This window comes from Ensifer sp. WSM1721 (assembly GCF_000513895.2).
Lineage (GTDB): Bacteria > Pseudomonadota > Alphaproteobacteria > Rhizobiales > Rhizobiaceae > Sinorhizobium.
In genome coordinates, this window is sequence record NZ_CP165783.1 from 509,059 (window position 1) to 533,601 (window position 24,543).

Below are 24,543 nucleotides of genomic sequence, written 5' to 3' on the forward strand. Positions count from 1 at the left end.
CGTGACCTCGACGGACAGTATGTCGACCGTCGTCACCACGATTTCGCTCGACGTGGATGGCAACGAGGGTGTCACCATTACCTACCGGCCGGACAGCCAGTACTCCGGTCCGGACGCGTTCACCTACACGATCACCGATGATCACGAAGGCACCGTCGCGACTAATGTCGACATCGACGTCGTTGCCGCCAACGACCCGCCGGTGGCGGTGGACGACCGGATATCCGGCGTCGAGGACACGGTCCTCGTCATCTCGCCCGCGGCTCTTCTCGCGAACGATCGCGACGTAGACAATGATCCGCTGCGCATCATTTCCGTCACGGCGGGGGCGCACGGTAGGGTCGAACTGGTCAATGGCGAGATCTTCTTCACGCCCGACCACAATTTCGACGGCGAGGCCTGGTTCGAGTACACGATCACCGACGACGTGGATGGCATCGACACTGGACGGGTCACGGTCGATGTGGCCTCGACCAACCGCGCGCCGGTAATTGTCGCCGACAGCTTCACCGGTACGGAAGACGTGCCCTTCATTGTCAGCATCGCCGACCTTCTCGGCAACGACTACGATCCGGACGGCGACGATTTCAGTTTCGTCGTCATCGACCAGCAGGGCGTCGATGGTCATGCGTTCGAGCTGCCGGACGGTCGCTGGAGCTTGACTCCGGAAGGCGATCACACCGGCATCGCCACCTTCACTTACCGGATCACGGATGGCCGTGGAAACACGGTCGGTGCCAATGCCATCACAGTGAATTTCCTGCCGGTGAACGATGCGCCGGTGGCCCGCGCCGACAGCGGCTATGTCACGGCGGAGGACCAGCCGATCGAGATCGATCTGGCAGCACTTCTTGGCAATGACAGCGACGTCGACGGCGACAGCCTGTCGGTCGTCGGCGTGCTCGATCCGGTCAACGGCTCGGTCGCCCTCGTGGGCGGCAAGGCGGTCTTCACACCGCGGGCCGACTATTTTGGCAATGCCGGCTTCTTCTATCGCATCGCCGACGGCAACGGCGGCTTAGCCACGGGCACTGTCACGATCACCGTTCAGCCCGACGACGATCTCCCGATCGCCGTCCCCGACAGTGGCTGGACGATCGATGAAGACACCTTCATCGACATCGATCCTGCGACGCTCATCGCCAACGACGTTCATCCGGACGGCGAGGCGATCCACTTCATCGGGGCGAGCGGCGAAGGAGTCTCGACGCTGGCAAACGGCATGATCCGCTTCACCCCGGCTCCGGACGCCAACGGGACCTCCATCCTGACCTATACGATCGGCGACGGTTCCGGCGACAGGGTGACCAGCACGTTCACGGTGGTGGTGCGGCCGGTCAATGATCTGCCCGTTGCCAGCGACGATACATTCGCGGGCAGGGAAGACCAGCCCGTTGTCATCCCGATCAGCCAGCTTCTCGGCAATGACCAGGACCCGGATGGCCACGACATCTCGCTTACCGGCATCTTCAACGCGGTCGGCGGCACGGTGGCGCTCGACGGCGCCGGCAATGTGGTCTTCACGCCAGATGCCAATCGCAACGGCCCGGTCAGCTTCGAATACCGCGTCACCGATTCCACAGGCGACAACGGCACGGCCAAGGTCACGATCAACCTGCAACCGGTCAATGATGCGCCTGAGATCGCCGCCTTTGGCCCGCTCAACGGTACCGAGGACACGCGCCTTGCCGTGCAGCTACCGGCAGCCGCCTTCAGCGACATCGACGGCGAGGCGCTTACGACCACGGTTCGCGGAGCCGAGGGCACGCCGCTACCGGCCTGGCTGGTCTACGACCCGGCGACACGCGGCCTGTTCGGCGATCCGCCGCAGGATTTTGCCGGCGTCCTCAATCTCGAGGTCGTTGCCAATGATGGGACCGTCAGTGTCGTACGCGCCTTCCAGGTGGTCATCGCCAATGTCAACGATGCGCCGGTCGCCGCTGACGACGTGATCCAGGTCACGGGGAACCAGCCGATCGTTATCCCGATCGCCTCGCTGCTCGCCAACGACACGGACGTGGACGGAAATCCGCTGACGATCACTGCCGTCAGCGGTGGGCCGGACGTCACCGCAACACTCGACGGCGCCGGCAACGTCGTTCTGACGCGCGGTGCGAATGGGACGGGCGACCTCTCATTCACCTATACGGTGAGCGACGAGCAACTCACGGATACCGCAACCGTCGTCGTGACGGTCCATGAGGTTAACGACGCCCCGGTCATCGGCAGCATCCCGGCCGAGCACTCGGCCGAGGACGCCGCGATCGACTTCACTCTGCCGATGGATATTGCCACCGACCTCGACGGCGATGTGCTGACCTTCACGGCAACGCGCCAGGGCGGCACGCCGCTCCCGAGCTGGCTAAGCTTCGACCCGCAGACGCTGCGGTTCACCGGCACGCCGCCGGCGAACTTCTTCGGCACCATCGGCCTGACGCTGGTCGTCAGCGACGGACAGGCCACGGCGAGCCGCGACTTCGACCTCGTCATCGACCCGGTCAACGACGCGCCGGTCATCTCGGCGCCGTTCTCCGACCGCTTCGTCAATGAGGATTCGACCTTCGACATCACTCTCCAGCAGGGGCTGTTCTCTGATGTCGACGGCAATCCGCTCACCTATTCGATCACGCTCGCGGACGGCTCGGCCCTACCGAGCTGGATCACCGTCCAGCCGCAACTCCTGCGCCTGCAAGGCCGGGCGCCGGAAAACTTCAACGGCTCGATCGATATCAAGGTGACGGCATCCGACGGCTCGCTGACGGCGTCCGATTTCTTCAAGCTGACGGTCAATCCGATCAACGATGCGCCGGTTCTAGAAACGCCCTTGCCGGACAAGACGATCACTACCGGTCAGGCGTTCACGATCGCTATACCGGCGGCGACCTTCACCGATCCGGACGGCGATCCGCTGCAGTTCGCGGCTAAGCTCGCCAATGGCCAGCCTCTGCCGTCGTGGATGAGATTCGACGGCACCAAGATCACCGGCACCGCGCCCTATGCGCAGCAGGGCACGATGGATATCCAGATTCTCGCCAGCGACGGCACCTTACAGAATTCGGATATCTTCCGCATCACCTTCGAGCCTGGCAATGCCGCGCCGATGGCCAACAACGACAGCGGCTTCACAGTGCGCAGCGGTGCGCCGCTGACGGTCGATGCCGACCGATTGCTGGCGAACGATACCGATGGCGACGGCGACGCGCTGAAGATTGTCGGCTACAGCCAGGCCGCTCACGGTTCGGTCAGCCTGGGCACCGACGGCAACTTCACCTACGTCACGGCGGGGGGATATTACGGCAACGACCAGTTCATCTACGTCGTCAGCGACGGCAAGGAAACGGCGACGGCGACCGTCAACATCGTGGTCGAAGTGCCCTACGACTACTCCCAAGTGGGCGGAAACGGGTCCGACGCACTCTTTGGCAGCCTGTTCGGCGACAGTTTCCTGTCCGGCGGTAATGGCAACGATGCGCTGCTCTCCTTCTTCGGCAACGACCGCTTGATCGGCGGCGCAGGTAACGATCTGCTGTACTCGTTGTCCGGCGACGACGTGCTCGAAGGCGGTGACGGCGACGATCAGATGTTCGCGGGGGCCGGAAACGATAGTCTCACCGGCGGCAGGGGGAATGATACGCTCTACGGCGGCCAGGGACGGGATGTGTTCTCCTTCTCTACCGGAGACGGATCGGACACGATCGCCGACTTCCGGTCGACGCTCGGCGATCGCATCAGCCTGGACGTCGAAGGTATCGACGATTTCGACGACCTCCTCGCCCACGCCCAGGAGCAGAACGGTGGCGTTCTGCTGGACTTCGGAAACGGGGACGAGCTGTTCCTCAGCGGGACGCGGCTGGCCGCCCTCGACCGGAACAGCTTCACATTCTACTGATTCAGCTTTCCGACCGCTGGCGAGTTCGGGAGGCATTATGTGAAGTGCTTGAAACAAGGGCGGCGGGTGATTGAACCCGCCGCTCCGGCAAATGTGTTGGGGCGAGTAGAGGGTTCATGCAGAAAAGACCGGAGTCCGGGGCGGGGGAGTCCGCCGTGGCACAGGCCATCAAGGGTGTGCGCAAGGGCTTTATCGCGGCCGCCGCGCTGAGCGGCATTATCAATATCCTCATGCTGACCGGCCCGCTCTTTATGCTGCAGGTCTATGACCGGGTTCTCTCCAGCCAGTCGATTCCGACTCTCGTCACGCTGCTTGGCTTCGTCATCGCACTCTATGCGATGATGGCACTCTTCGACTTCCTCCGCGCGCGCATCCTGTCGCGCATCTCCCACTGGATCGACGACCGACTGGCACGGCCGATCTTCGAGAACTGGATCGAGCGACAGGGCGGGGCACAGGCGCCCGGCTACAAACCGGTGATGGACCTCGCCAACGTCCGCGGCCTTCTCGGCAGCCCGGCCTTCGTCGTTCTGTTCGATCTGCCCTGGTTTCCGGTCTATCTTGTCGTCGTCTTCCTGCTCCATTTCGATCTTGGCCTGCTCGCCACCGGCGGTGCGCTGGTCGTCACGATCATCGCCATGCTCAACGAGTGGCTGACGGGGCGCGGCACCCAGCGCGCATCCGTGATGGAAATGGCCGAGAACCGCTTCTCCGACGAGACCTTCCGCAATGCGGACAGCATCGTTGCCATGGGCATGGTGGCCAGCACCGGACGTTATTGGCGCAGTCTTCGGGCCGACGCGCTCGGTGCCATGCAGGAGGTATCGGAAAAAGCCGAGTTCCTGACGGCACTATCGAAGGCCTTTCGCATGTTCCTGCAATCGGCGATTCTTGCGCTCGGCGCCTATCTCGTGATCCAGCAAGAACTGAGCGGTGGTGCGATCGTCGCCTCGTCCATTCTCTCGGGCAGGGCGCTTGCACCCATCGACCAGTTTATCGGCGGCTGGAAGCAGCTCAAGCGCTCGCGCCTTGCTTATTCCAGGCTCAGGGATTTCATGGCCCGCAACGCGGCACAGCCGTCGAAAGCCGTGGTCGAGCTGCCGCCCCCCGTCGGCAACATCCTCTTCGACAACGTGACGAAATTCGCGCCCGGCCTGGCGGGCCGCCGGGAAAACCGTGCGATCATCGCTGGCGTCAGCTTCGCGTTAAAACCGGGCGACGGGCTCGGCGTGATCGGCGCTTCGGCTTCGGGAAAGTCTTCTTTGGCACGGCTCCTGGTCGGCGTATGGATGCCGGATCAGGGAGCGGTGCGAATTGACGGCGCAACCTTCGAGCAGTGGGGCGGAGAGCGCATCGGTCCCCATATCGGCTATTTGCCGCAGTCGTTCGATCTCATCTCGGGCTCGATTGCCCAGAACATCAGCCGTTTCGATCAGAATGCGCGCCACGAGGACATTGTCGAGGCCGCCCAGCTGGCGGGCGTACATGAAATGATCCTGTCCCTTCCGGACGGGTACGCGACAGCTGTCGACAACGGTCTGACGCCGTTGACCGGGGGGCAGAGGCAACGCGTCGCGCTCGCCCGCGCCGTCTTCCGCAAGCCGCGGCTGATTGTGCTTGACGAACCGAATTCCAATCTGGACGCCGACGGCGACACGGCGCTGTCGCAGGCCATTCTCAAGCTGCGGGAGGCCGGCTGCGTCGTTGTGGTGATGGCCCACCGCCCCAGTGCGATCGCCGCCGTCGACAAGATCCTAATGTTGAAGGAAGGGCGCTGCCTTGAGTTCGGCGAGAAAACCGAGGTTCTGCGCAAGGTCACGCGGGTGGCCTGAGGACGATGATGACGAACGAGACGCGAGCCCCTTCCACCAATTTCCGCGGCCCTGCCATTCTCGGCCTGTCGCTCATCGCCTTCCTGTTCGGCGGCAGTCTTGCCTGGGCCTATTTCGCCGAAGTTTCCGGCGCCGTCATCGCCCAGGGGACCGTCGACATCCAGGGCAAGCCGAAGACGATCCAGCACGCCGACGGCGGCATCGTCAAAGCCATCCACATTTCCGCCGGCGAGGTGGTGCGCAAGGATGACGTGCTGATCGAGCTCGACAGCACGACGATCGCCGCAAACCTCGCGATCTATCGCGGTCGGCTGCGCGATGCGCTCGTTCGCCGGGCACGATTGCTTGCCGAACTCGACAGCCGGATCGATTTTGCTCCGCCGCGCGAGATCGACATTCAGCGGTTCCAATTGACGGATATCGAGCCTGCCATGGAGCAGCAGCGTATCCTCATGCGGGTGCGCCGCCAGACGCGGGATGGCGAGATCAGCCAGTTCGACGAGAAGATAGCCCAACTGCGTAACCAGATCGAAGGTGCGGACGGACTGCGGCGGGAGAAGCGCCGGCAGATAGAGGTTTACGAGCAGGAACAGGCATCCTTGCAGCGGCTGGTCGAGCAGGAGGCGATCCCCAGGAACCAGCTCCTCGGCATCGAACGCGCGACGGCCGAACTGCGCGGTCAGATTGCCGAGCAGGGCGGCGAGATCGCCCGCCTTGAGAATTCGATCTCCGAAGCCGAGATCGCCCGGGCGCAAGTCGACAAGCAGATGCGCGAGAAGAACACGCTGGAGCTCGAGGAGGTCGAGGCCAAGATCGACGAGATGCAGCAGCAGATTCTCGCTACGGACCTTCAGTTGCAGCGCACCACGATCCGCTCCCCGATCGACGGCATAATTCACGAACTCGCCATGCACACGATCGGCGGCGTGGTCCAGCAGGGCCAGGCGATCATGCAGATCATCCCGACCGATGGTGACCTTGAGATCGAGGTCAACGCCGATACGCGCTCCGTCGACGAAATTACGCTCGACCGCCGGGCGATTGTGCGGTTCCCCGCCTTCCACGAGCGCACGACGCCGGAGATCTTCGGACGGGTCGTCCAGGTCTCTCCGTCCAGTGTCGTCGAGGAACGGACGGGTGCGGCGTTCTACCGGGTGCGCATCTCGGTTCCGGCCGCCGAAAAGGCCAAGCTCGGCAAGCGAAGGCTCATCCCTGGCATGCCGGTCGAAGCAGTGATGCCGACGGCCGATCGTACGGTTCTGAGCTATCTCCTTAAGCCGCTTGCCGACCAGATCGCTCATGCCATGCGAGAGCAATAATGCCTTGGAGCTTCGCGGGCAGACGAGCAGTCCGATTCATCTTGGGGAAGTCTGCTGACAGACATCGGCAATCTTTCGTTTGGCGGGCAGCTCGCTCGGGCTTATCGCTGGCGGTATTGCTTCTGTGCACAGGCGCCGCGGCGGCTCAGGACTATCCCTGCAAACCGGAGCCCGAGGACAATCTCGGTGCGGCCTTTCGCAAACTGGAGATCGATCCCAATTACCCCGTGAAATTCCGAATGGGACAATGGCGTTTCGCTGTCCCATACGCCTATGGCACGGGAAGAAAAACGCCCGAACGCGTCAATTGCGGCCCGGTCCGGAACCGCTTCGAATTCGCCTTCTGGATGCCTGATTTGCGCGCACCGAAAGACGATTCGTGGGGCAACCCTGATTGGCGACCGCAGGAGCCGGGAAGGCCAAGACCTGGTGCCGACGAGTTTCTTGTGAAGGTGCCATTTGCGGAGGAGGTGACGGCTGATACGGTCCCTCCAGCTATCATGTTCAAGAACCTTATCGAGCTGGCCCGGGGCCAGTATCGATTGAGCTTCGCGCACGGCGGCCTGATCCAGCTCGACCGCCTCGGCACCGAGGATGACTCACAATCGACCTTCGTCAACCTGGAGGACGGGCGGGACGAGTTGAAAATTACGTGCTACCCGCCCGTGGTGGCTGAGCCAGCTTGTGAATTCGACCTCCTGTTCCGTGATCTCTCCCTGACCGTGAACGGAATGCTGCCACAAAACGGTGTGCCGCAATGGCGCGCCGTCAAGGCTGGCATTCGGACGCTGCTTGAGCGCTGGATAGTCAGATAGCTTGAGCAATGCTCAATAGGTTCATTTCAATAATCGATAAGGAAGAAGAAATTCATGGCAGGTGAACAGATAAGCCCAAATGAGCCGAAGCTTCTGAAGTAAAGATTGAGTGATGGCCGTGAAGAATTGTCGATGGAAGGTTACTATAGCTGGTGGATAGTCGTGGACGCCAAAGTTTCCGTCTAGGCGTCAAGCATTACCGTTCTCGGCGCGGGAAAGCCCATACTGGATGTCCACCCCAGGACCATTGCCAAAGGTGTTGAGCGACTAGGGCCCTCTGTTGATCTCGATCGTCCATCGGAAGAGGCCGAGAATGTGCCGTCGCTTAATCGTCGCGATCTCTGACGAAGAGACCACCGGAGTCCGAAGTTTGCTGTCGTGGTGGCGCGACCGTCTCGCTGTGACGAAACTATCCGACTTGCGCAAAAAAGTAGTTGCGATAGGAAAATCTACCTTGCTGTGGTTGCGTGCAATCGTTAAGGGCACAACTATAAGGGCGAAGCGGTGCCCGAACTGATCGACTTCCAGAACCTCTTAAATATAACGAGATGCCTAAAACATGAGCTACGTTAGGGAGCCTCCTGGAAAACTGGACGCTGCAGCAGTGACTGAGCAGGAGCGCGGTTTCGCGTGCGTCTTCTCGAAGAACGCGACACAGAATCGGTGCGTGGAACATGCGGGGCATGAGAGGTAGGGCGGTGCCGGATAGACTACTGGAAGCGGGTACAAAAACTGCCCTCGGGAAACATCGTCGGGCGTGAAGGATTCTGATTGACTGCTCAATTATAAGATGCAATGCCATTGCCACAATGTCGCCACATTGTTGCATCGCTTCGGAATGGGGCTACAACTTTTCAAATGGATACTCAGCAAGTCGTAAACTCCTGTGACGCGAGCGTAAATGCGAAGTCCAGCGGCGTCAGGGTGAGACTGTTCGAGGAGCAGGATCTCGAGGGTGTCAGACGGATCATGCGCCAGCACCATGCCGCGACGGTGTTTCGCAATCAGGCGTTCTCCGATTGGAAACTGAACGAGCATTTCGATCTCATTCTGTCGCGTCCGCCGCGCATGGTTTGCCCGGTCGCGGTATGGAAAGGCAAACCGGCCGGTGTCGCTTGGGCGATCGCGACTCTTACATGCTGACCGATGGCCCGCTGTGCGTCACAGTCCACGTCATCGCTGTGGATTTAACTGTCACGCCCGTGAGAAGGGCTAAGGTGTTTCTGGCGCTTGTGGCCGCTGTTCGGCAATGGGCAGCGACCCTCAACGCTAGCCACTCTTTCATCCACGTGACGACAGGATCAAACATCAAGGCAACCGATCGGCCCATGAAAGCTGCGGGTGCTGAGTTTGTCGGGGGGGCGTATGTTGTCTAAGGCCGCGCGCGTGCCATCGACCGAGGCTTTGCTGCCAACGGGGCTCAAATCGCAGCAACAAACTAGGTGAAATCCGAAGGGATCAACGTTTGCAGCTAAGGGTGAAGAAATCAAATTTCATTGTTGTCAGCGCGGCTTTCTCGGTCGCGATCGTTGCCTATTTGCTTTGGCTCGCGAACGAACGACAGGTTGCTATAGATAATTGCGACGTTCAAATGAGCGATGATGAAATAAAGCTCATTTCAGCTCAGGAGTTGATGAAAGTTCCTTCGCTTGCTTATCGTGCAAATGCATCCTCTGTCGACGATTTAATTGAAAGAGCAAGGTGGGTAATTATCAAGCAGAAGCCAAAAAAGAGGCTGGAAGCTGAATCAGAGTACGACATGATTAAGTACGAAGCAGTGATGGAAATAAACGGTAGAAGATTTAACGTCTCATTTGGAAGCTGCAAAAACATTATTAATGTAGGGTAATAGAAAAATGTCTGGTTTCCGGCTAATTGATGCCATGCGCAATGAATGGAGCGCAAATCTTCAAGACTTTAACATAAATGTAGCGAACCATTTCTACTCGTATGGTGCGCCGAGCCGCTATGCCATGGAAACGCAAGGCGGTGGTGGCAGGGCGGCCACCGTTCAGTTTCGTTCGGAGGATTTTTTCCAGAATGTAGTCGACGCCAATCTAGGGCGCGACATGAACAATCTTTCTCCCAGCAACTTCAGATTTGTGCGAGACTTCTTCGCCGGGAACTCAGGTCTCAAGACCGGCACCTACTCAGCAGACCAGTTGAAAGGACTTGGCTACAATCTTAGCATAGCGGGCAACCTTTATGATTGGGGGTCGAGCTTCGGGAACGGGAGACTCAGGTCGTTCGAAGTTGCGTGGGCCGTTGGCTCGTATAGGGTTGATATCGTCGATCAAGCGAAGTTTCACGTTAGCCCGCGCGGCGTGTCCATCACTGGTTTCGGCTACGGCGTCGCCCCTGACAATTATGATTTCAAGTCGGCGAATATCAGCCAGCTTCAGAACGATTTAACGGAGCTGTTCGTTAGGGGTACGAATCCCTTCGGGATCTACGAGAAAGTTACAATGAATTTTACCGGCTACCGCTACGTCGGTACGGTGACACAGCAGAACTTTCAAAAAGGCTTTTCGGACACCTCGTTGGAGGCGCGCGACGAGGCGAGCGCTGCTCGGCGCGCAGCGGCGGCTAGCCGTCCCCGACCGCCTTCGGAAGGGGCCCAAGAGGCTCAGCGAATAGCGGCTCTCAGCCGGAAAGCGGATGCGAAGAGCGCTCTCTCCCTCGAAGCGCGCGATGAGAAGGCAGCAAAAAACGCCTATGCGAAGGCGGGTTGGGGTTTGGATTCGCCGTCTGAGCGCCGTTCTCCCAGCTCAAAATCGACTTCGATTGGCGCATCGTCTTCCGGTGGCGCGAAGACGTCTTCCAGTTCGTCCTCTTCAAGGAGAACGAGCGGCGGCTTGTCGCCCACTGAGCGGGATGAACGGAACGCCGCCGCAAGGAGTTCCAGCAGTTCAAAATCGACAAGTAGCAGTTCGAAAAGCAAGTCCTCGGGAAGCTACAATAGCAACGGGACCAAGGGCAACAATGGCCGCCTGGGTCGCGTGCCCGTTCTGCTGGACCTGAATGGGGGCGGCTTCACGATTTCCGACACATCGGACTCAAACCTTTTCCTCGATATCGGCGGCGACGGGTACAAGTACCGGACTGCGTGGGTCGGAGCTGGTGACGGCGTCCTGATGATCGATATCGATAGCGATGGCAAGATCTCAGATCGTAAGGAGGTTGTCTTTACCGATTGGGATCCGTCCGCCGACAACGATATGCAGGCGCTGCGTCAGGTCTTCGACACCAACGGCAACGGAACGCTCGATGCCGGCGACGCGCAGTGGGCGGCCTTCAAGGTCATGGTCACCAACGCGGACGGAACCATAAGCCAGAAGACGTTAGCGGAACTCGGTATCCAATCCATCAATCTGACGGTCGACAAGACGCGGATCGCTTTTGCTGGCGGTTCCTCAATCGAGGGCCAGACTGTGTTCACGCGCGCGGATGGTTCCACCGGCATCGCTGCCACCGCGACGCTCGCAGTGGACACTAACGGGTATGTGGTAACGGAGACATCTTCTACCGACGAAGCCGGCAACAAAACGGTGACCACCTCGGCTCATGCCAAGGATGGGACACTCCAGTCCCAAACCATGCGGACGATCAACGCGGATGGCCGGACGATCACCACACGCTTTGACGAAGTTGGTGACGGCGTCATTGATAGGGTTCTGAGCGATATCACCGTCATTAACAGCGATGGCAGCCAGACGCGTACGGAAACCAACCGCAACGGCGGCGGCATTCTGATCGATACCATAAGCACGGTGAAGAGCAGCGACGGCAGGACGATCACGATTTCCCGCGACGAGCGTGGGGGCGGTTACACGACAGAGCGGGAGACACAGGTCACCGGCAGCGACAATTCCCTCGCGATCACCGTGCAAGAGCTCGGCCAAGACGGCACGCTGATCAAGCAAACGATTGCCTCGCATAGCGCTGACCGATTGACGCGCACCGTGGGCCAGGACGCAAATGGCGACTCCTTTTTCGAGCGCAGCGTTACCTCCGACACCACCTACAATGGGGACGGCAGCCGGATCGAACGGAATGCTGTCCGCGGCGGGGAAGGGAATCTGCTGTCGAGAGCGGAGATCACGATAAACGCTGACAATCGTTCGAGGACCGAAACCATCGATGCCGACGGCGATGGCCTGAACGACTATACGACCACGTCGTCAACAAGCCGGGACAGCAATGGCACAACCACGGTTGTCGAAACCTCGCTTGCCCGCGAAGGCAGCGTCTTCGGCAGAGCCACGACGACGGTCAGCTCCGACGGTCTGACGAAGACCAGCGCGGCGGACCAGAATGGCGATGGCACGGCGGATCGATCGACGTCGGACGTGACTGTCATCGCGGCCGATGGCACCCGGACGCGGACGATGCGGGCGACCGCCCAATCCGGCAAGCTTCTGTCGCAATCGGTGGAGCAACGCGCCGCCGATGGGTTGGTTGGCACGATCACCAGCGATACGAATGGCGACGGCGCGACAGACCAGGTGGTCGCCGTAACCCGCGACGCAGCTGGCGTCGTGACTGAGACCACAACGGTTCAGAGCGCTGACGGCACCTTGTTGTCCAGGTCCGTAAAGTCCACCAGTGCCGATCGCTTGTCGAATACGACGCAGGTTGATCGGCACGGTCGCAACGTCTTTGACGAGGTTGTCGTTGACACGACCACCCGGAACGCGGGCGGGACATCGACCCGTTCGATCGAGAGGAGGAGCGAGAACAACACCCTCATCTCGAGATCGGTGGAAACAACCAGCGCGGATGGTCTGACGGTCTCCACTGTAGCCGATGTCAACGGGGATGGTCAGATCGACCAAAACGCCTCGACCACAAAGGTACTGAATGCCGACGGCAGTCAGTTGATCACAATGGAAAATCGCAGTGGCAATGGCTCGCTTCTGAGTCGCGATACCACCTCGATCAACGCCAGCCGCTCCTACACATTCGTTCAGAAGGATACCGACGGCGACGGGCAGACCAATTTCTGGGAAACGACCACCATCGCGGCCGATGGCGGAGTAACGACCGATACCCGCAGCTACGCCAACAACGGGCAGCTGATCTCACGAACATTCGCCTACGCGGACGGGAATGGCCTCTACAAGCAGGAGTTCGACGACCTAGACGGCGACCTCTCGATGGATTTCACCACCGAAGTCCACACCATGCTGCACAACAACGGCGGCAACACGGTAATGACCACGAAATCCTCGGCAAACGGATCGCGGCTGAACCGAAGCAGCGTGACGACGAGTGGGAACGGCCTTACGGTCACTGAGGAGACCGACGTTAACGGTGACGGCGTCATCGACAACACCGTTACCAAGTCAACCGTGATCGAAAACAATGGCGCAAAGAGTGTAACGCAGTCGACGATGGTGGGCACGAGTCTCGCCTCGCGGACGACTGTGTCCACATCCGCAAACGGCTTGGCGTCGCGCACGGCATCTGACCTCAACGGTGACGGCGTCATCGACAACACGACGACCCAATGGAAAACGCTCAACGCCGACGGCTCCACCTATGATGCAAGCGAGAGCTACGCTGCCAATGGAAGTCTGCTCGCCCGCACCGAAACGAACACGAGCTCTGATGGCAAGCAGGTCAGTCAGGGGATCGACGAAGATGGCAACGGCGTCATTGATCAGTGGATCGAAGAGAGGACCGATAACAACGGAGAACGGTCTCGCTCGGCAACGGAGCGAAGCGGTTCTGGAACCGCGTTGAGTTCGAGCCTGACGGTCGTATCGGCGAACCGGCTGACGACGACCAAGAGCATCGAATTCAACGGCGACAGCGGGTGGGATCTGCATCGAAGGAGTGAGACAACCATCGGCGCCGATGGTTCGACCACGCGGGTCGATGACGAGTTTTCCGGCAATTGGGCCTTGAAGGAGCGGACGAAGACGATCGTCAGCACCGATGGTTTGACTAAGGAAGTGCTCTACTCCGACAGCAACTACAACACGCTGCGGGCCTATCACGACATAACGAACATCAATCAGGACGGATCCACCCAGCGTGACGTCGTCCATTTCCGCAATGCCGACTGGTCGCGAGAAAGCCATGTCGGCACATGGACAAGTGCCGACAAGCGCACCGTTACGGTCACTAAGGACATCGACGGCGACTTTGTCGCGGATCAGTTCACACTGACCCAACTCTACAACAACGGATCGACACATCAGGTTCTGTCGGACTACGCAGCCGACGGCCAGGCCATTGCCCGACAGACGGTGATCGACACCAGCGGCAACGGCCTGTCGAAGACCACCGCCTATGATTTCGACGGTAACGGCACGGTCGATGCGCAGGTGACGAAGAGCACCGCCTTTGCCGCTGATGGCACCGCGACCGTCACCACCGACTACAGCAACCGCGAGAATGGTACCTTGGTCCTGAAGGGACGTGAGGTCGCCTCGGTCAGCGGAAACGGGCTCATCGAAAACCTGCAATGGGACGACACGGGAGCGGGCACGTTCACGCGCCGCCAGAACAAGGTGACCGTCCTCAATACCGATGGTTCTCGGACCACCACCGACCAGCAGTTTGCGAATAGCCAGAGTATCCGCACCGTCACCACCTCCGTTTCCGCCAACGGCCTCGTCACCTCCAGGCAGCTTGACGTTGATGGCGATGGATCAGTTGATCAGCGGCAGACCGATGCAACGGCTCTGAATGCGGACGGGACCGTCACGCGCACGGTCGCATCCACCGGGTTAAACGCCGCGGTACTCTCCACCGTGACGTCGACGACCAGCGCTGACGGCAAGACCGTTACGGTCCAGGATGTCTCGGGCATCGAGGGGGTTGCGTCACGCACGACGGTCTCCGTATCACGTGAACGGGCCGATGGCGGCACGGTCAAGGTCGATAGCGTTCGCAATGCGGCCAATCAACTCGTCGAAAGGGTCACGACCACCATTTCCGACGACAAGCGGCTCGTGCAGATCGGCCATGACACCAACGGCGATGGCCAATCTGATCAGGCCGAGCAGATCGTGACCACTGTCGACGGTCGCCGGGTCTCCACGGTGACGAACTTCTCCAACGGTTCGATGATTGGCCGAATGACAACCACGGAAGCCGCGGATGGTTTGTCTTCGGTGATCGAGGTTGACAGGAACGGTGACGGAACCGCGGACACGCGGAAAGTCCAGCAGAATGCACTGTACGCTGATGGAAGCCGGGAAATCATCGTTGCCGAGACCGACCTGAGCACAGGCAAGCTCCGCTCGAAAACCACAAAATCCACGAGTGCCGACGGCAAGACCTACGTCGAAGCAACCGACGTCGATGGCGACGGCGTAGTCGACCAGACAGTCCGCGAGACGATCCTTGCCTCCGATGTGCGACAGACGTCGGTGACCAACAATGCCAGTGCGCGCAAGTCCAATCAGAAACTGAACAACGAAACCTACTGGAACGACATGGTTCCAGCAGCGACGCAAACGACAACCTCCGCCGACGGGCTCGTCAAGACGACTTCGGTTGACGTCGATGGCGACGGTCGTTTTGAAGTCTCGATGGATGCCAGAACGCGGATCGACGGCAGCGTCATCACGACCGTCGTGGAGACGAACAGCGACGGAAGTGCGAAATCACGCGGCCTCTATGAGATGAGCCACGACGGAGTCGTGAGCGTCTTCAGGAGGGACGGCAACAATGACGGCTTCTTCGAGTTTGTCGAGACCACGACTAAGCTTGGCAGCGGCGCGGTGGAACGGACGGCCATAACCAGGGAAAACGCCGGGACGGTCACCAAGAGCGCCCAGACCACGGTGGATCCGTTCGGAAACATCCTTCGCAGCAAAACGGTGGACGGCGCTGGGCGCACCCTTGAGGAGCAAACGAGGGCGACGAATGGAACGTCGACGCGCACCACTTATGTGGCGGCGACGGGCGCGGTTCGCGCGACGCAGGTGTTCGATGCGTTCGACATCATCCGTAGCGCCACCCACCATGACCCGGCAAATTCCGAAACATGGTCGAGAGTTGAGCAGACCTTCGATACGGCCGGCGTGAAAACCTTTGAGAAGCAGTTCCTCGACGACGGAACGACCGCGGAGCTCTACTATCGGGCAACCGATGGTTTGATCTACGAGTCGCGGACCTTCGCCGCCAACGGAGCGTTGACATCCACGGCCCTCTACGACGCACAGGGCGGGCGGACGAGCACCGTGCTGCACGATCCGCTGAACCAACAGGCATGGACGCGCGTCGAGCAGACCTTCGATACCGCGGGGGTCAAGACGCTGGAACGGCAGTTTCACGACAACGGTACTAGGACCGACCTTTATTATCGTTCGCCTGGCGGCCAGCTCTACGAAGCGCAGGTATTCTCGGCGGCAGGCGTTCTGACCAGCAGAACCGAGTATGACGCGGCCAACAATTCGCGCTTTGTGAAGCACTGGGACGTGAACAACAACCAGCCCTGGTCATATATCGAACAACGCATCAACGGCGCTGGCGCCGTCGAGTGGCAGATGGATCGATATGACGACAATTGGACAGAAACGACCACGTATGATGTAAACAACAATCAGCCTTGGGCGTGTTTTGTCGAGGTGAGAGATCCGAGTGGAACCATCATTTCTCAAGCGGCATTTAATGCGGACAACTCGCCGTTACCAATCACCTCTAATCAGCCACAAGTTCAGACCTACCATATACTTCAGCGGTCAAACCACGGCCTGATCGTGACCCTCCAGCAAGCCGGCCTCTTCAACATCGAAGATCCGATCAATTCCATTTACTTGCTGATGGATCCGTCGCTGTCCAAGACGTTAAAACTGACTCCGATCAGCGGCATTGCCCTGTCCTCCTACTCCGAGGGATTGAAGGCCGCCCTTGACAAGCTTGAATCTGATAGAATTCAGAGGATTGGGCAGGTCGGCCTCGGACAGGCTAACCAACGCGCTGCCGACCAAGTCAAACATCTGGCACACAAGCTACGCTTGGGCTTGGTGATGGGCGATCTGTTCACGCACGTACCTGCTGATATGACGCGGGAAGCTGCCGATGCGGCTACGAAGGCGTTCTTCGACAATCTCGCCCTCTACGGGCGCTACCAGCTAGAAGAGTACTATACAATGAGCGCCGCAGAGCTGCGCTGGGCGGCCATTTTGTCGAATGGCAGAATGCAAACAACACTCGGAGCCCAGCTCGTCAGGCTAGGTCCGACGCTTGTCGCATTGACGAACAGCGATGTCACAAACGGTGCCAGGGGACCGGCGCTCGACGCCTTCGAAGAACTCGCTGGGGCGGTAGCGCTGGACCAAAAAGGCGCGGCCATCGCTGCTTCTGTCGAGGCCAAAATCGTCACCGTCATGAGCAAGTCTCTTTCGAGGGTCGCAGTGTACGGCGTTGCCGGCCTTCTTCAGGATGTAACGACCTCCACCGCAGAAGCGGCCGAGTTCATTCGCGTTGGTAACCGCGATCAAGCGGCCCGGACGATGACGAAGCTTGCCGGCCGACTGACCTTCGGTTGGAAGAGTGCGGCGTATACGGGCGGGCCGATCCAAACTGCGATCGGTGATTTCTCCGAAAACCTTTCGAGCTCGTTGGTTGGCAACTTCACAGTGGACGTGATTACCGCCCATTCCAACTCACTCAAGGGTGCGATTGATGCCGCCATCCGCCAACCCGTTCTCCTCGACTTAAACGGCGACAACCACATCGATCTTCGTATGTTCTCACCTGCTGAGTTCGACGAAGGACGCGGCCCCCGTTTCGATTGGGACGGAGACGGAATTGCCGACGGAACTGCCTGGGTCGGACCGGACGACGGTTGGCTGGCGATAGATCTTGCCGCCGATGGTAGCGCCGGGTCCGATGGCTTGATCAACCAGGCCAAGGAACTGGCGTTTACGATGTGGAAAACTCAAGACGAACTCGTGGGTGAGCAGAAGGCCGTCACCGATCTGGAAGCCCTGCGCCTGGTGTTCGACACCAACCACAACAATCAGCTCGACGCAGGTGACGCGCGTTGGAGCGAGTTCCGTATTTGGCGCGACGCCAACCAGAACGGTGTTACCGACACCGGGGAGTTATGGACGCTCGCGGAGGCTGACATCAGCCTCATCGAGCTCGTGCCGTCTTCCGCAGGGGCGCTTCAGTTTGCCGACGGCTCGGCGATCACCGGGACGAGTGGCTACGTGAAAGGCGACGGAACACGTGCGCTCGTTGGAGATGCCACCGTCACCTATCGCCCAGGTGCGACGACCGTCGCCTAGCGGCCGTCGTTTGTGTGGCCCTCGCGCCTCCCGCGCCTCATGGTCGCGGCAGGCGAGTTTAATTTGATTATGCCTGTTCCTCAAACACGACTGCCTTTCACTCATGGACAATACGCCCGCCGTGTCCCATTCTGCGGCCATACCCGAACTCGAACAGCAAACGGACAACGGTCTGAGGGCACTGTGCCTTGTCGCCGGCTATTATCGCATCGCCGCTCAAGCGGAGGTCATTGCCAAGCAGTTGGCGTTCAGCGAACCGGCTCTGACCGACGACCTGGTGCGGGCGGCCAAACTCATCGGTCTCAAGGCGCGGCACGTGGCGGCCGTTTCGCTGGCCCGGCTCTCGGGGCTGCCGACGCCGGCGATCGCCTGCCTTGCAGACGGTGGCTTTGCCATCTTTGCCGGGGCGACCTCGTCCGGGCAATTGCGCTTGGTCAATCCCGCGACGATGGAGACGCGCGAAATCGACGCTTCCGAGCTGCTGCGGCTGACGGGCGGGAACTTCATCCTGATGCAGCGCAAGTTTCTTGGTGCCGGTGCGTCGGCGGCAACATTTGGTTTCCGCTGGTTCCTGCCGTCGATCTGGCGCTATCGGCGCTCACTCGGCCACGTCCTGCTTGCGAGCCTCTTCCTCCAGCTGTTCGCGCTGGTAACGCCGATGTTCTTCCAGGTGGTTGTCGACAAGGTGTTGGCCCACCGCAGCTATTCGACGCTCACGGTTCTCGTCGTCGGTCTCGTCACGATCGGTCTGTTCGACGTGGTGCTTCAATATCTGCGCACCTACGCGCTGACGCACACGACGAGCCGCATCGACGTGGAACTGGGGCGGCGCCTCTTTCGCCATCTGCTCAACCTGCCGCTCAGCTATTTCGAGACCCGTGCCGCCGGCCAAACTGTTGCGCGTATGCGCGAACTCGAAACGATCCGAGAGTTCCTGACCGGGCAGGGGCTCTTCAGCGGCCTCGACTTCATCTTCACTTTTGTCTTCATCGCGGTGCTCTTCGCCTATTCGACGACGCTCGCCTGGGTGGTCGTGGCATCAATTCCGTTCTACGTCGCCATCGGCTTCCTGATCCGGCCGTTTCTGCGCGAGCGCATCGATGAGAAGTTCGACCGCGGTGCGTATAGCCAGCAGATGCTCGTCGAATCCGTGGTCGGCATGCAGACCTTGAAGGCGTCGGCGATCGAACCGGTGGTCGCCTCGCAATGGGAAGAGCGATTGGCCGCCTATGTCCGTTCCTCCTTCGTGGCGACGATGCTCGCTTCCAAGGGACAGAACGCCATCCAATATATCAACAAGCTGACCAGCGCTGCTCTCCTGATGCTGGGCGCGCAGGCCGTCATCGACGGAAGCTTGAGCGTGGGTGCGCTCGTCGCCTTCAACATGATCGCCGGACAGGTGTCTCAGCCGATCCTGCGTCTGTCGCAGCTCTGGCAGGATTTCCAGCAGGTGCAGATCTCGGTCACACGCCTTGCCGACATTCTAAATGCGCCGGCCGAGCCGCGCCCATTGCAGCCGGTTGCATTGCCGAAGCCTCGAGGCGCCATCGCGTTCAAGAACGTCGGCTTCCGCTATTCGCCGAATGGTCCCGAAATCCTCAAGACCATCAATCTCGAGATTCACCCGGGGGAGGTGATCGGCATCGTCGGCCCTTCCGGTTCCGGCAAATCGACGCTGACGAAACTGATGCAGCGTTTCTATATCCCGAACTCCGGTCAGGTCTTCGTCGACGGCCAGGACATCGCCCAGGTCGACCCGGCCTGGCTACGTTCGCATGTCGGCGTCGTGCTGCAGGAGAACCTGCTGTTCAATCGCTCGATCCACGACAATATCGCGCTCTCCAATCCGGCAATGTCGCGCGAAGCGATCATCCGCCTTGCCCGCCTCTCCGGCGCCGACGAGTTCATCGCCAAGCTGCCGAACGGCTACGACACGATGATCGAAGAGCGCGGCGCCAACCTCTCCGGTGGCCAGAGGCAGAGGATCGCGATCGCCAGAGCGCTATCGACCAACCCGCCGATCCTCATCCTCGATGAGGCGACGAGTGCGCTCGACTACGATAGCGAACGCATCGTGCTTGCCAATATGCGCCAGATCGTTCGCGGGCGCACGGTGATCATTATAGCCCATCGGCTCGCCACCGTGCGGGCATGCAATCGCATCATCGGCATGGCGGAAGGACGGATCGTTGAGGTTGGCACGCATGATCAGCTGTTGGCACGCGCCGACGGCCTCTATGCCCATCTCTCGCGGTTGCAGAACGGCATTGCCGAAGTGGTTGCGGAGGCGCCGCGATGAACGTCCATCAGCGACGCCCCAAAAAGCCGATCAATCGGGCCGACCAGGAATTCCTGCCGGCGGCGATCGAGATCCTGGAGACACCGGCGTCACCGGTGCGCGCAGCGATGATCTGGCTAATTTGCCTGCTCGCTGGCCTGAGCCTGATATGGGCCTATTTGGGCAAGTTCGACATTGTCGCAACCGCTCAGGGCAAGATCCAGCCGATCGGGCGGGTCAAGATTGTTCAGTCGGAGGAACCGGGGCGGGTCGTCGTCGCAAATGCCGTCAATGGTGCCCGGGTGGAGAAGGGCGCCATTCTGATCGAGCTCGATCCGACAACGGCGAGGGCCGAGGAACAGGCGCTCTTCCTTCGTCTGGCCGCGCTCGAGGCCGAGATCGCCCGAAGGCAGGCGCAAAACGATGCGGCCGACGCCTGGGCGGCGACGGACATTTGGGTCACAACCGACGGTCCGCCAAGCCGCTCGGTCGCGTTTGCCGAACAGACCAGCGAGGCGATTGCCGAGCGGGAGCGGCGGGTCTACACGGCCGAACTCTCGAAACTTGAAGGTACTATCGCCAATCTTCGCGCACAGTATCGGAAGGGCCGCGCCGAGATCGATCGCCTAACAGGCACGATTGCCGCTCAGCAGGTCTTTGTCTCGACCTTGGCGCAACGGGTTTCGATGCGGAGCAAACTTGTCGACGCAGAGGCCGGCAGCAAGGCCGCGATGATCGACGCCCAGGAAACTCTGCAGGAGGCCGAACGTGACCTGGCGACGCAGCGAGGCGAGTATCGGGAGGCTGAGACTGCCCTCGACGTGATCAGGAGCGAAGGGGTCAGTCAGTTCAGTCAGTTCCTCGCTGAGAACATGCAACGCCTTGCCGAAGCGCAACGCGAGGCCGACCAAGTGACGCAGGAGGTGGCGAAGGCGAACCGCAAGCTTGCCGCGATGACAATCAGAAGTCCGGAAGCGGGCGTCGTTCAGGCGTCGGCAATCACCACCGTCGGGCAGGTGGTGTCACCGGGCACCGAACTGATGCGAATTGTTCCTGCAGGCGAAAAGCTCGAGATCGAGGCCTATCTGCCCAATCGCGACATCGGTTTCGTTCAGGCGGGCCAGGAAGCCGTGATCAAGGTCGAGGCGTTCCCGTTCACCCGCTATGGTATTCTTCATGGCAAGGTCATCCGCGTCGCGACGGACGCAATCCCGGAGCCCGACGCCCGACAGGTCGAGGAGACCTCCTCGGCGAACCTGCAGACGTCCGTTCCCTTGAGCAATGCGCAACGCATGCAAAATCTCGTCTATGCCGTCGTCATCGAGCCTGTCGAGACCGACATTCTTGTCGACGGCAAACGCGTGCCGCTCTCGCCGGGCATGGCCGTCACCGTCGAGGTCAAGACCGGCCAACGCCGCATCCTCGAATACCTGTTCTCTCCGCTTGTCGAGGTGTCGTCAGGAGCGATGAAGGAGAGGTGAGAGCAATGGTAGGAGCCCGATAGCACCGACCCAGATATCGAGAAGCGTGGGTTCCGTCATGGCAGGTGACGTACGAGTTCGGGAACAGGGGAGGGAGAGCATGTCAATGCGAGCATCTCATGGATCGAGAAGCATCTTTGGCCCCATTGGCAGGGCTGCTGCTGATCCACCCGATTGCTGCCGGCGCGCACGAACTCCGTAACGGCTGGCAAAAGTCGATGACGAATGACCCAGCAACGAATGCTTTCTGGCGCGTATCATTCAACCGCTAGGAGGCCGAGGTCGTCAGAGCCCCAATCCAACGACCACCGACATTCGACAAAACGAAGTTGCGGCCTAGAGGTTTTGTATTTGCGTCTGGCGCGTTCCCTCGTAGCCAGGCTAATTGGGGAGTGCGGGCGCGCACGATCCAGCTATGCGGCCGTCTCGATTTCCGGGATCAGTTCCAATTCGTCATGAAGTGCGATTTCCTCTGTCTTGAGGTCGAAGCTGGTCTGCATGTTCATCCAGAATTCCGGCGTTGTGCGGAAATATCTGGCGAGGCGCAGGGCAGTATCCGTCGTGATCGGTGTTTGCTCCGCCGCGATACGCTCGATGCGGGTCCTGGGAACATTGAGCTTCTTCGCCAGTGCGCCGGCGCTCATCTCCAGGGGGAGCAGATATTCTTCGCGAAGGATTTCGCCCGGATGGACCGGGGGAAGGATATGGGTCACCTCAAGCTCCTAGTGCGCTATCATCGGTTCAATGGTGGTCGACTATTTCGACGTCTTCGATGCCAGCATCCGTCCAGACGAAGCATATGCGCCACTGATCATTGATGCGGATCGAATGTTGGCCTTCTCTATCTCCCTTCAGCGCTTCAAGCCGATTTCCCGGCGGGGAGCGAAGATCGTCGAGAGCGGCAGCACTGTTCAGGATTTTTAGCTTGCGAACGGCGGATCTCACAATGTCCGAAGGGAAGCCCTTCGGCGCTTTGCCCTGGGCTACCGCTTCGGTTTTGGCGTTCTTGAATGAGCGGATCACAACTGGCTACTTTGAATTTGCATCATACGGCGATACAGGCGAGAGTCAATCGAAATGTATCACCGCGCGATACAAAGTCGCAATCGGTCAAGCGGGCTTTTCTCAGCGCTGAACCAAGCAGCGTGCAGTAAGTTGAAAAGCAACCTAAAAGGGCATATAGCTCGCCATATATGTGCTTCGGAGCGTAAGTTTGCAGCTTGGAATTCCCAGAGCCTCTTTGGTGACTTTCGCGTTCTTGTTGTCCTCTTGCCAGTCATTTACAAAAAACAACGAAACAACGCTCCTTTTGAGCTATCGGACAGCGATGCCAAAAGTACCTATGCGTGCACGAAAGCGCCAAGTAAGTTTAAGCATGACCGACGATCTTCAATGATAGAGCCAGCGCTCGCTTCTTTTTGTCAGGGCAGGAGCGGCCGTGTGAGCGGCTCATATGTCCGCCGGTATAGCGTGTCACCGAACAGCCGCAGGATAACGGTCCTTACCGCACTCGAACCACTCCTCAGCTTGTCGCGTGCGCGCGCCTTTTCCTGTACCCACGAGACCCGGTCGATGCGTGCCTGGTGGAATCGCTGGAGGATTTCGTCCATTGGTCCGCCCTTCGAGAGGAGCTCGGCAAGGACAACCGCGTCCTCGATAGCCATGCCCGCGCCTTGGGCCATGCTGGGCGACGAGGCGTGCGCGGCGTCACCGATCAAGACATGGCGATCCGCAATCCATCGGCTTGCGGCAACTTCCTGCAACGTAGCTCGGTGGACTGCGGTAGCTGGATCCAGTGCCGCGACAATCGGCCCGAGCGGCGCGGCGAAACCGCTGAACAGCCGCTTCATGACCTCGACGGAGCCGTCGCCGAAATCGCTTAAGCGACAGTCGGCGTAGATGTACGTTTCCCTTTCGCTGATCGGGATGCCGAGCAGCGTGCGGCCGTTTCCGAGCATTGCCGTCCAGCCATCGATCTCACCGTTGTTGCGGACCAACAGTCGCCAACAGGAGATGCCGATCTGGCGAGCAGGATTCGGGCCGAACACCGCGTTCCGCAGCGACGAATTGACCCCTGCCGCCCCGATGACGAGATCGTACTCTTCTTCTCGTCCATCGGAGAAGCGAACAGTGCGCATCTCACCGCGCAACGCCGTCGAGACCGCTTCCAGGCCATAGCTCACCGTGCCAGGTTTCAGCGACGTCTGGAGGATTCCTACCAGGGATTGGCGCGATAGGGCCAGACAGGGCCCGCAACCTTTCCAAACGTTTGCGGTCGCAACTTCGTTCAGAACGGAGCCCGAAGACGAAAGGATTCGTTGGGTAGCTATAGGATAGGCGGCGGATCTTACTTCGTCGAGCAGTCCCAGGCCGCCGAGCGCTCTTGCAGCGTTCCCCAGAAGGAAGATTCCTGCACCCTCGGTGGGTGGCCGTTCCCGCCTTTCGACGACCTCGCATTCGATGCCCTTCATTTCCAGAGCTCGTGCCGCTGAAAGTCCAGCTATTCCTGCCCCGGCAATCAATACACTCATCGATCATTCCTACGTAAGCGGCGCGGTCGAGGTTGTCTTTTCAGCTCGCCAGCAAGAGCATTACACGTCTGGTTCACGCAGCGGCCGATGCAGGCCGCGCGAGTTTGATGCCGCGGATGTGGCTCCCCCTTCTAAGCCGTCCGGC

Annotated in this window: 12 protein-coding genes (1 of these 12 only partly in view); 9 read left to right on the forward strand and 3 right to left on the reverse strand. The window is 60.0% G+C overall.

Annotated elements, in window-relative coordinates; all coding sequences use genetic code 11:
* From M728_RS20035 to M728_RS20075, 9 genes are all read left to right on the forward strand, one after another.
* Window positions 1–3,889, forward strand: partial view of a tandem-95 repeat protein gene (locus M728_RS20035; protein WP_026620367.1) — the 3' end only. It extends 24,311 nt beyond the left edge of the window; 3,889 of the gene's 28,200 nt are visible here — the last part of the coding sequence; the start codon falls outside the window, past its left edge; its stop codon occupies window positions 3,887–3,889.
* A 155-nt stretch (window positions 3,890–4,044) separates the two neighbouring features.
* Complete coding sequence (locus tag M728_RS20040; protein WP_198023385.1) at window positions 4,045–5,721, forward strand: type I secretion system permease/ATPase; 1,677 nt, start codon at window positions 4,045–4,047, stop codon at window positions 5,719–5,721.
* 5 nt (window positions 5,722–5,726) lie between these two features.
* Window positions 5,727–7,040: an HlyD family type I secretion periplasmic adaptor subunit gene (locus M728_RS20045; RefSeq protein WP_084044408.1), complete on the forward strand. Its 1,314-nt coding sequence runs from the start codon at window positions 5,727–5,729 to the stop codon at window positions 7,038–7,040.
* The gene (locus tag M728_RS20050; protein WP_026620365.1) at window positions 7,040–7,855 is read left to right on the forward strand and encodes a hypothetical protein; all 816 of its coding nucleotides are present in this window, start codon (window positions 7,040–7,042) and stop codon (window positions 7,853–7,855) included. The genes M728_RS20045 and M728_RS20050 overlap by 1 nt, the downstream gene beginning before the upstream one ends.
* A gap of 858 nt (window positions 7,856–8,713) precedes the next feature.
* On the forward strand, window positions 8,714–8,998 hold the full coding sequence (locus M728_RS20055; RefSeq protein ID WP_198023384.1) for a hypothetical protein: 285 nt from the start codon (window positions 8,714–8,716) through the stop codon (window positions 8,996–8,998).
* A 448-nt stretch (window positions 8,999–9,446) separates the two neighbouring features.
* Window positions 9,447–9,704 carry a hypothetical protein gene (locus M728_RS20060; RefSeq protein WP_210163562.1) on the forward strand — a complete coding sequence of 86 codons (258 nt, stop codon included), beginning with the start codon at window positions 9,447–9,449 and terminating at the stop codon, window positions 9,702–9,704.
* Window positions 9,705–9,711: 7 nt separating this feature from the next.
* Window positions 9,712–18,108: a hypothetical protein gene (locus M728_RS20065; RefSeq protein WP_156943404.1), complete on the forward strand. Its 8,397-nt coding sequence runs from the start codon at window positions 9,712–9,714 to the stop codon at window positions 18,106–18,108.
* A 103-nt stretch (window positions 18,109–18,211) separates the two neighbouring features.
* On the forward strand, window positions 18,212–20,407 hold the full coding sequence (locus M728_RS20070) for a type I secretion system permease/ATPase (RefSeq protein ID WP_051440874.1): 2,196 nt from the start codon (window positions 18,212–18,214) through the stop codon (window positions 20,405–20,407).
* The gene (locus M728_RS20075; RefSeq protein WP_026620358.1) at window positions 20,404–21,867 is read left to right on the forward strand and encodes an HlyD family type I secretion periplasmic adaptor subunit; all 1,464 of its coding nucleotides are present in this window, start codon (window positions 20,404–20,406) and stop codon (window positions 21,865–21,867) included. The genes M728_RS20070 and M728_RS20075 overlap by 4 nt, the downstream gene beginning before the upstream one ends.
* Window positions 21,868–22,280: 413 nt before the next feature.
* Here the strand turns inward: M728_RS20075 and M728_RS20080 are convergent, their stop codons facing one another.
* The 3 genes from M728_RS20080 to M728_RS20090 form a co-directional block, all read right to left on the reverse strand.
* Window positions 22,281–22,580, reverse strand: a complete 300-nt coding sequence (locus M728_RS20080; RefSeq protein ID WP_026620357.1) for a HigA family addiction module antitoxin — start codon at window positions 22,578–22,580, stop codon at window positions 22,281–22,283.
* Between the two features lie 28 nt (window positions 22,581–22,608).
* The gene (locus M728_RS20085) at window positions 22,609–22,890 is read right to left on the reverse strand and encodes a type II toxin-antitoxin system RelE/ParE family toxin (RefSeq protein WP_026620356.1); all 282 of its coding nucleotides are present in this window, start codon (window positions 22,888–22,890) and stop codon (window positions 22,609–22,611) included.
* Between the two features lie 398 nt (window positions 22,891–23,288).
* Window positions 23,289–24,398, reverse strand: coding sequence for an FAD-dependent monooxygenase (locus M728_RS20090; RefSeq protein WP_034883468.1), 1,110 nt, complete (start codon window positions 24,396–24,398; stop codon window positions 23,289–23,291).
* Window positions 24,399–24,543 lie beyond the last annotated feature (145 nt).

What these genes read in the sequence shown, in the direction of transcription:
- M728_RS20060 (WP_210163562.1), top strand. Translation starts at nt 9,447, where the DNA reads ATGAGCGATGATGAAATAAAGCTCATTTCAGCTCAGGAGTTGATGAAA.
- M728_RS20055 (WP_198023384.1), top strand. Translation starts at nt 8,714, where the DNA reads ATGGATACTCAGCAAGTCGTAAACTCCTGTGACGCGAGCGTAAATGCG.
- M728_RS20090 (WP_034883468.1), bottom strand. Translation starts at nt 24,398, where the DNA reads ATGAGTGTATTGATTGCCGGGGCAGGAATAGCTGGACTTTCAGCGGCA.
- M728_RS20065 (WP_156943404.1), top strand. Translation starts at nt 9,712, where the DNA reads ATGTCTGGTTTCCGGCTAATTGATGCCATGCGCAATGAATGGAGCGCA.
- M728_RS20050 (WP_026620365.1), top strand. Translation starts at nt 7,040, where the DNA reads ATGCCTTGGAGCTTCGCGGGCAGACGAGCAGTCCGATTCATCTTGGGG.
- M728_RS20070 (WP_051440874.1), top strand. Translation starts at nt 18,212, where the DNA reads ATGGACAATACGCCCGCCGTGTCCCATTCTGCGGCCATACCCGAACTC.
- M728_RS20045 (WP_084044408.1), top strand. Translation starts at nt 5,727, where the DNA reads ATGATGACGAACGAGACGCGAGCCCCTTCCACCAATTTCCGCGGCCCT.
- M728_RS20075 (WP_026620358.1), top strand. Translation starts at nt 20,404, where the DNA reads ATGAACGTCCATCAGCGACGCCCCAAAAAGCCGATCAATCGGGCCGAC.